The organism is Microcoleus sp. A6-C6, assembly GCF_036705955.1.
Taxonomy (GTDB): domain Bacteria; phylum Cyanobacteriota; class Cyanobacteriia; order Cyanobacteriales; family Microcoleaceae; genus Microcoleus.
In genome coordinates, this window is the sequence record NZ_JAUBVR010000082.1 from 17,428 (window position 1) to 25,847 (window position 8,420).

Below are 8,420 nucleotides of genomic sequence, written 5' to 3' on the forward strand. Positions count from 1 at the left end.
GACGGCAGAACTGATGGTAATCGGTAATCAATGATGGGTAATCGGGAATTCTATCCGTTAAATCCGTTAAATCCGCTGCCGAACTTCCCTCTCTAGCCTTTTAAGCGAGTCCCTCGATTACCGGATGGAAGTAGAATGCCAGCGCCAAAACAGCATAGGCCGCCAACAGCAAAGTACCTTCGAGCCAGTTAGACTTGCCATCAGAACTGATAGAATTCGCGATCAGCACCGCCACCGCTACCGCTACGAGTTCAAACGGGTTGAAGTCCAAGTCCATCGGTTTGCCCAGGATAAAACCCACCAAAACCAACACTGGGGCAACAAACAAAGCAATTTGCAAACTTGAACCCACGGCCACAGAAACCGACAAATCCATTTTATTTTTCATCGCCACCGTCACCGCCGTCGTGTGTTCGGCTGCATTGCCAATAATCGGCACTAAAATCACCCCGGTAAACAGTGATGTCAGTCCCAAAGTGGCGGTAGCTTCTTCTAGGGTACTCACGAGCAATTCTGACTCGATCGCTACCATGACAGTACAGGCCAACAGCACCCCAATCCACAACGGCAGATTGACCTTGTGGTCGGGACTGTCTGGTGCTAAGTTACTTTCGGCTAATTCTTCGAGCATTTCTATATCTGCCACCCCTGCATCGTACAGATAAGTGTGGGTTTTCATCGAAAACAGCAGCGTCAGCACGTAGACGAGAATCAGGATTACAGCCACAGCGCTAGAGAGGTTCTGCATAGTTTCCTGTGGAATGCCGACAGATGTGACATCAACAGCAGTCGGCACCAAAATGGCAATCACGGCTAAGTTCATCGCTGAAGCGTTCAACCGGGCGACTGTCGGCTGAAATTCTTGTTCTTTGTAGCGCAAGCCGCCTAGCAGCATTGCAAATCCCATCACTAGCAGCAGGTTGCTGATAATTGAACCGGTGATGCTGGCTTTGACAACATCTATTAATCCGGCGTTGAGGGCGACGATGCCGATGATCAATTCTGTGGCATTTCCGAAGGTAGCGTTGAGCAAACCCCCTAAGTTTGCGCCGAGTACGACGGCGATTTCTTCGGTAGCCGTACCCATCCAGGCCGCTAGGGGGATGATGGCTAGGGCTGATGTAATGAAGATTGTGGAGGGTTCCCAGCCGAGAAAGTGTCCGGCGATGGAAACTGGGATAAATAACAGCAGGCTGGAAATTATTGTAGTTGTGTTTGGCATTTAGATTCTGAAAAGCTCGCAACTGTCAATCATAGCCTGCCACAAAGTTGCAAGAAGGGGGAGGAAAGGAAATTGGTGCTTGCTGAAAGCTTGGGTGGGCGATCGCACTTACGTTTTTTTGGTCAGAAGTTTGCGAAGATACTTAATGAAATGGAAAAGGTCGATCGATTTGAAATTCCGCTCCCAAACAGTCAGTTTCTCCCCGTTGTCCGTATGTTTAAGAGGTTTGCACGCAGCCGATAGATGAGTAGCGATCGAATCAGTGTCGGTTAAATTGCGATCGCCAACCAATCTGAAACCACAAAAGGAGCAAATAATTATCAATCATGTCAAAAAAAGTAGATTTTATCAAAGTAGAAGTCGTCCCGCACGATTCAAGTTGGCGAGATGCTTTTGAGGCTGAGTCAAAACAGATTGCACTTGCACTTACCGAAAATGCGATCGCTATACATCATATTGGTAGCACAGCAATTTCACAAATTCATGCAAAACCAATTATCGATATGCTAGTTGTGGTCAAAGATATTATCAAAGTGGATACACAAAACTCAGCAATGGAGGCATTAGGCTATGAAGCAATGGGTGAGTTTGGCATATCAGGTCGGCGTTTTTTTCGCAAGGGGAATGAAGCAGGGATTAGAACGCACCACATTCACACGTTTGAAGTGAACTCACCACAGATAGAGCGCCACTTAGCATTTCGAGATTATATGATTTCTCATCCTGAAGACGCGCAGCAATACAGCGAACTAAAACAACAACTCGCCAACAAATACCATGATAATATTCAGGGGTACATGGACGGAAAATCTGGGTTTATTAAAGGAATTGACCTGAAAGCTGCCAAGTGGAGAACATCTCATTAAATCTATGATATTAGAAGTGGCAATTCTTGATATTAAACCTAATATGACTGCTGAGTTTGAAAGTGCTTTTAAAACAGCTTCAGTTATTATCTATTCTATGCCGGGGTATATCTCGCACGAGCTGCAACGCTGTATAGAAACCACAAATCGTTATATTTTGCTGGTGCGATGGCAGAATTTGGAAGACCATACTGTGGGATTTCGAGAATCGCCAGATTATCAAAAGTGGCGTTCTTTATTGCATCACTTTTACGATCCTTTTCCAACCGTGGAGCATTACGAAATCATTTTGTCATGACTTATATCGTATACGGTGGATTGACAGGTTTAGGATTGGTTCGTAGTGCGGAATACCTCCGCAATAATGAGCGGGCGGTTTTCATCTAAATCAAAGATTTATGCAAGAGGTTTAATATGTATGATTGCATAACTGTTCGCTTTTTTAACGGATATCGCACACAATGAATATCTCTATTCGACTGCTTCAAGAAAATGAGTTAGCGACGGCTGAACATATTTTTCGACTGGCCTTTGGTACTTTTATTGGATTGCCTCAACCGACAGATTTTTGTGGTGATGCGAACTATGTTCAAACGCGATGGCTAGTCGATCGCACGGCGGCCTTCGCAGCAGAGGTTGACGGGCAGCTAGTTGGCTCGAATATAGCTGTTTGTTGGGGGAGTGTGGGTTTTTTTGGGCCGCTGAGCGTTCATCCTGACTTCTGGAATCAAGGTGTTGCTCAAGGTTTGATTGAATGTGCGATCGGCAAATTCTCGGAATGGGGGACGCGACAGGCGGGGTTATTTACTTTTCCCAACAGTCCAAAACACCACGGGCTTTATCATAAATTCGGGTTCTACCCGCGTTTTTTGACTTTCATTATGGCAAAACCAATTCAGTTTGTGGAGCCGGATTTTCCGGTAATAAAATATTCTGAATTAACTTCACAGGAGCGATCGCACTGTCTGAAAGAATGTTATGAATTGACGGATGGTATTTATGCAGGGCTGGATTTATCGCGGGAGATTTTGGCGGTTGAGGCTCAAAACTTGGGTGATACGGTTTTATTGTGGGATGACAAGGGTTTGGCGGGATTTGCTGTTTGTCATTGCGGTGCGGGTAGCGAAGCTGGTTCTAATGTATGTTATGTCAAATTTGGAGTTGTGCGATCGGGTGTTGGCGCAGGCGATCGATTTGAACAGTTGCTGGATGTCTGTGAAGCGTTTGGGGCGAGTCAAAAAATGTTGCGTCTGATGGCTGGAGTGAATACGAGCCATGATGTCGCTTATGGTAGGATGGTTTCTCGCGGTTTTCGCACTGAAAGTACAGGTGTAGTAATGCACAGGCCAAACGATCCCGGTTACAATCGACCAGAGGTTTTTGTATTGGATAATTGGCGCTAATGCCAACTTGTTTTGCGGTACGTTCAAAAAAAAACTCATTAACAAGCGCTACATTTAGAGGTTTTGTGCAGGCTGACTCTGTGCGGTGTACACACCTGTATTTAGAAATTTTGCCTAATTTCTAGTTAATATCGATCCCGTCACACACATCAAAAATACTCATTTTGGAGGATGACAACAATGGATCTTAAAGTATCGGATAAAATTGCACTGGTCAGCGGCTCAACAGCCGGAATTGGCTTAGCAATTGCTACCCAACTCGCTCAAGAAGGTGCAGCGGTGATTGTTAACGGACGCACGGAAGAACGGGTGAAAAGGGCGATCGACCAAATCAAAGAAATTGCTCCCAATGCCAAGCTGCAAGGTGTCGCTGCCGATTTGGGAACTGCAAGCGGAGCCAGCGAATTATTCGATCGAGTTCCAGAGGTAGACATTCTGGTAAACAATCTGGGAATTTACGGAGCGAAACCATTTGAGGATATTGATGATGATGAATGGATAAACTTTCTAGAAATCAACGTCATCAGCGGAGTGCGACTTTCTCGAAAGTATCTGCCATTAATGCTGACCAAGAATTGGGGGCGGATTATTTTCATTTCCAGCGAATCTGCACTCAATATTCCAGCAGAAATGATTCACTACGGAGTCACGAAAACGGCGCAACTTTCCCTCGCCCGCGGTTTGGCAGAGATGACTGTTGGCAGTAATGTAACTGTCAATTCTGTGCTGCCGGGGCCAACGCGATCGGAAGGAGTAGAAGATTTCATTCAAGGATTGGCAAAAAACCAAAAGGTGACGGCTGAACAGGTGGAGAAAGAGTTCTTTGAGAAGACTCGCCCTTCATCGCTGATCCAGCGTTTTGCTGAGACTTCGGAGGTGGCTGCACTCGTCGCGTTTGTTGCCAGTCCAGTAGCGTCTGCTATTAACGGGGCGGCTTTGCGAGTGGAAGGCGGCCTGGTACGATCGATCGTTTAGCTGGAATAGTATAGATTACAGCGCCGTCCGGTGCAGTAGCCCCTCAGCAAAAATTTTAGCGGCTGAGGGGATTCACCCTGTTGTTAACTTTACCCGCACAATTTCCCTCGGTCGATCGCCAAAGATTAAAATTTTCCGGGGAAAAGTTGCTATTTAATGAATAAGACTTTAAGATCCAGCAATGTAAATCAAACTCTCAACGAGTAGCCCTGCAAGCACTAACCTGAAATGGGTCGCAAGTGCCAGAAAGCAGTAAAAGCTACCTTTTTTAACTCTTTGAACAGCAAAGCATTGACAGAAAAACTCAGGGATCGACGATCGGCAGATTGGAACGAATGCTTTGCGAACAATACTACAAATGTATCAAAAATTGTCAGCCCAAATTTAGCACCTACAGATGCCTAGTCCAAATGCCTACTGCGTAAGGTGTCAGTTACTTATTAGGCTGTTTTTGTTGTCTTTAACTACTTGAGGATTCGATCGCATGGTTTCGATTTCTAAAACTCAGTCCGCTGTCCTGCCTTTGTCTGCGCCAACCGTAACGGCTGCAACCAAAAGCACTGTGGCTACTGCAACTGGAGTGTGCGTGACGGTTCACGGTCACTTCTACCAGCCACCCCGGGAAAACCCTTACCTGGACGCGATCGAACGCCAAGCCAGTGCCTCTCCATCCCACGACTGGAACGAACGCATTTATCACGAGTGCTACCGCCCGAACGCCTTTGCCCGCATACTAAACGACCGCGGTGAAGTCACGGGGATCGTCAATAACTACGAGTATCTCAGCTTCAACATTGGCCCAACCTTGATGAGTTGGCTAGAACGCTACGATGCCGAAGTATATCAGCGGATTCTGGAAGCCGATCGCAAAAGCTGTCAGCGGCTCAATGGTCACGGCAACGCGATCGCCCAAGTGTACAATCACATCATCATGCCGCTGGCAAACGATCGAGACAAATACACCCAAATTCGCTGGGGAATCGCAGATTTTCGCTCCAGATTCGATCGCAATCCCGAAGGAATTTGGCTCGCTGAAACCGCTGTAGACTACGCCACGTTGGAAGTTTTGGTAGCTGAAGGCATTCGTTTTATTGTCTTAGCCCCTTCCCAAGCCGAACGCTGCCGCCCGCTAATCGGGCAAAACCAAGAAGGCCAAGAAGAAACAGATACCCAATGGCACGAAGTCGGCGGCGGTCAAATCGATCCGACTCGCCCGTACCGCTGCTATTTGAAACCAGAAATGGGGTTGATGGCCGATCACAAACTCTCACCGCTGAGCACTCACAACTTTAGTCGCCAAAACGACAATTCCGCAGCCCCAAATCCCAACACTCCCTACATCGATATCTTTTTCTATGACGGCCCAATCTCGCGGGATATGGGTTTCAATGAGGTTCTCAGCAGCAGCCACCACTTGGCGGGGCGCTTGGGTCAAGCAGTGCGGGGCGACCACCGACCGGCCCAATTAATCTCCGTGGCGACAGACGGCGAAACTTTTGGACATCACAAAAACAGTACGGAAAAATGCCTCGCCTACGCCTTCACAGAAGAGTTTCCCCGCCGTGGTTGGACGGTGACGAATTATGCTCATTATTTAAGTCAAAATCCGAGCACTTGGGAAGTGGAACTCAAACCAGTGACGGCCTGGAGTTGCTCTCATGGGGTCGATCGCTGGCAAGATGATTGTGGCTGTGGTGGTGGTGGCGGATGGCATTTGCTATGGCGCAAGCCTTTGCGGGATACTCTGAATTGGCTGCGCGATCGGCTGATTCCGATTTATGAGGAAGCGGGACGCAAGCTGTTTCGCGATCCCTGGAAGGCCAGAGATGAATATATTGATGTTATTCGCGATCGATCGATCGCTAATGTTGACAGTTTTCTCGATCGGCATCAAATTCGCGAACTCAACGCCTCCGAACAGATAGATGCCCTGCGCCTACTGGAAATGCAGCGCCACGCTTTGTTAATGTTCACTAGCTGCGGCTGGTTTTTTGAAGAAATCTCTCGCCCCGAAGGCGTGCAAATTTTGCGCTACGCGGCCCGGGCGCTGGAATTGGCGGAGGAAGTTGCCGGCGTGCAACTAGAAAAGGATTTTATCGCTCAACTCGCTCTCGTACCCAGCAACGTTGAATCCTTCAAAACTGGGGCGGAAGTTTACCGCCAACTGGTAACGACGGCTCAAGTCAGTCTCAAAGAAGTCGCCGCCCACTACGCCATTAGTTCTCTGTTTGCCAAGTATCCCCGCGAACAGCGAGTTTACTGCTATCAAGCCGAACAGCAAGATTTCCAAATTCAGCGCATGGGATCGATGACTTTGGCTGTGGGTCAATTGCAGTTAACCTCCGAAATCACCAGGGAAACAGAGCTTTTTGTGTTTGCTGCGTTCCACCTCGGCGGCTGGGACTTCCACTGCTGCATTCAGCCTTTTGGTAGCAGCCGGTCTTACACTATGCTCAAAGAGCGGTTGTTTGGGGTTCTGCAAGAAGCTTCGGCGGCCCACGCGATTCTGGAAATGGTGCGACTGTTTGGAGACCAATCCTTTAGCTTGCGGGATTTATTCGCTGAGGAACGTCACCGGATCGTGCAGTTGCTGAGTCAGGAAAATTTGACTCGGTTGGATCAGCTTTACACTCAGGTTTATCGGGAAAATTACGGGGTGATGATGGCTTTCCACCGCGACGATTTGCCGGTGCCGATGGAGTTACAGGTGGCTGCGGAGGTGGCTTTGGGACACCGCTGTTTGACGGCGGCGAAGGCCCTGGAACAGGAAATGGGGGACGGGGAGTCGCTGCTGGCTGACATTGAGGCGATCGCCACTGAAGCGGGCCATCTCCGCTGCCGGTTGAAGGTTCCTGAAGTTAAGCAAATTTTGGAACGCCAGGTTTGCCGATCGCTAGATGCGCTACTGCAAGCCGGATTGGGCGTGGAGGATCGATCGCCTCTTAAGTTAGAAGCTGATATTCTCCACATCGAGCGTTTGATTGCTGTGGGCGATCGGCTGAGTCTGGATTTGTGTTTGGATAAATCGCAGGAACTGTATTTCAATTCTCTGTACAGTCAAATTGTGCCTCTGTGTTTGGGCTGGCTGCAACGGCAAGATGCCTCGGCGGTGGAAAGTTCGGTGGTTCCTGTTTGCTTGGATATCGCCCCGTCACACGGCGGCTGGGAGCTGTCTTCGATCCGGCAGTTGCTGGAGTTGGGTCAAACTCTGGGTGTTGATGTTGAGTGTTGGTTAAGTCAGTTAAGTCGATCGCCTATCGATTAGCCTGCATCAAATTCCCGGCATTGAGAATTCGCCCGATCGCGCTTGAAATACCGATCAGGCGATCGGCATTATGGCGATCGCTCGATCGCGACTGGCGAGCCGCGGCACCAACAGACAACCGCGAATTTTCTTTGAATTTTCGCTCTAGTTCTGTGGGAAGATGAAAACAATGTCCGCAAAGCGTACAGGTGTTCTGCACTTGCACGCTTTGTAGAGCTTTGAAGAGAGAACACTAAATATTAAGCTATGAAAATTGGCGATCGCGTTTGCGTTAAAAACTCTGTTGTTGTCTACCACCATCCTCAAAATCGCAGTCAACCATTTGAGATTAAGGGTATGGAAGGAGAAATCGTGGCGATCGTTCACGAATGGCACGGCCGACCAGTCAGTGCTAATTGGCCGGTTCTAGTTCAGTTTGACAAGAAATTTCGAGCTCACTTCAAAGAAGATGAAGTCGAATTGGTTTCTGCTGAAGCCTAACTGTAATATTGCTTGGTCATGTTAGATCCCCGACTTATTAAAAAAGTTGGGGAGCTGGTTGTGTTGTTATGTTTTTTGAGGTGGGCTTAATTGTCAAATTAAACAAGTTAAACAATTTCTATGAAATTAAACCGTAAGGATTCAGGTAAAAAATAGTTGATTGAGAGCCGAAAAATATGGTAATGTAGTCAGATGAGCGAAAAGCCAGA

At 47.9% G+C, this 8,420-nt stretch carries 8 protein-coding genes; 6 read left to right on the top strand and 2 right to left on the bottom strand.

The genetic code is table 11. The features are described from left to right. Positions 1 to 100: 100 nt before the first annotated feature. Positions 101 to 1,222 carry a calcium/proton exchanger gene (gene cax, locus QUB52_RS24470; RefSeq protein ID WP_332975058.1) on the bottom strand — a complete coding sequence of 374 codons (1,122 nt, stop codon included), beginning with the start codon at positions 1,220 to 1,222 and terminating at the stop codon, positions 101 to 103. A 326-nt stretch (positions 1,223 to 1,548) separates the two neighbouring features. On the opposite strand from cax, the gene QUB52_RS24475 reads away from it, so the two are divergent. From QUB52_RS24475 to QUB52_RS24495, 5 genes are all read left to right on the top strand, one after another. Continuing rightward, the gene (locus QUB52_RS24475; protein WP_332975060.1) at positions 1,549 to 2,088 is read left to right on the top strand and encodes a GrpB family protein; all 540 of its coding nucleotides are present in this window, start codon (positions 1,549 to 1,551) and stop codon (positions 2,086 to 2,088) included. A gap of 4 nt (positions 2,089 to 2,092) precedes the next feature. Beyond that, positions 2,093 to 2,386, top strand: a complete 294-nt coding sequence (locus tag QUB52_RS24480) for an antibiotic biosynthesis monooxygenase family protein (protein WP_332975061.1) — start codon at positions 2,093 to 2,095, stop codon at positions 2,384 to 2,386. A gap of 163 nt (positions 2,387 to 2,549) precedes the next feature. After that, positions 2,550 to 3,491 (top strand): GNAT family N-acetyltransferase, encoded by a 942-nt coding sequence (locus QUB52_RS24485; protein WP_332975062.1) that lies wholly within the window; start codon positions 2,550 to 2,552, stop codon positions 3,489 to 3,491. Between the two features lie 180 nt (positions 3,492 to 3,671). Continuing rightward, positions 3,672 to 4,466 (top strand): SDR family NAD(P)-dependent oxidoreductase, encoded by a 795-nt coding sequence (locus tag QUB52_RS24490; protein WP_332975063.1) that lies wholly within the window; start codon positions 3,672 to 3,674, stop codon positions 4,464 to 4,466. A gap of 484 nt (positions 4,467 to 4,950) precedes the next feature. Further along, positions 4,951 to 7,731: a DUF3536 domain-containing protein gene (locus QUB52_RS24495; protein WP_332975064.1), complete on the top strand. Its 2,781-nt coding sequence runs from the start codon at positions 4,951 to 4,953 to the stop codon at positions 7,729 to 7,731. Here QUB52_RS24495 and QUB52_RS24500 read toward each other — a convergent pair. Beyond that, a complete protein-coding gene (locus tag QUB52_RS24500) occupies positions 7,721 to 7,849 on the bottom strand; it encodes a hypothetical protein (protein WP_265239424.1) in 129 nt (42 codons plus the stop codon). The genes QUB52_RS24495 and QUB52_RS24500 overlap by 11 nt on opposite strands. 128 nt (positions 7,850 to 7,977) lie before the next feature. On the opposite strand from QUB52_RS24500, the gene QUB52_RS24505 reads away from it, so the two are divergent. Next, the gene (locus QUB52_RS24505; RefSeq protein ID WP_265239423.1) at positions 7,978 to 8,211 is read left to right on the top strand and encodes a ferredoxin-thioredoxin reductase variable chain; all 234 of its coding nucleotides are present in this window, start codon (positions 7,978 to 7,980) and stop codon (positions 8,209 to 8,211) included. Positions 8,212 to 8,420 lie beyond the last annotated feature (209 nt).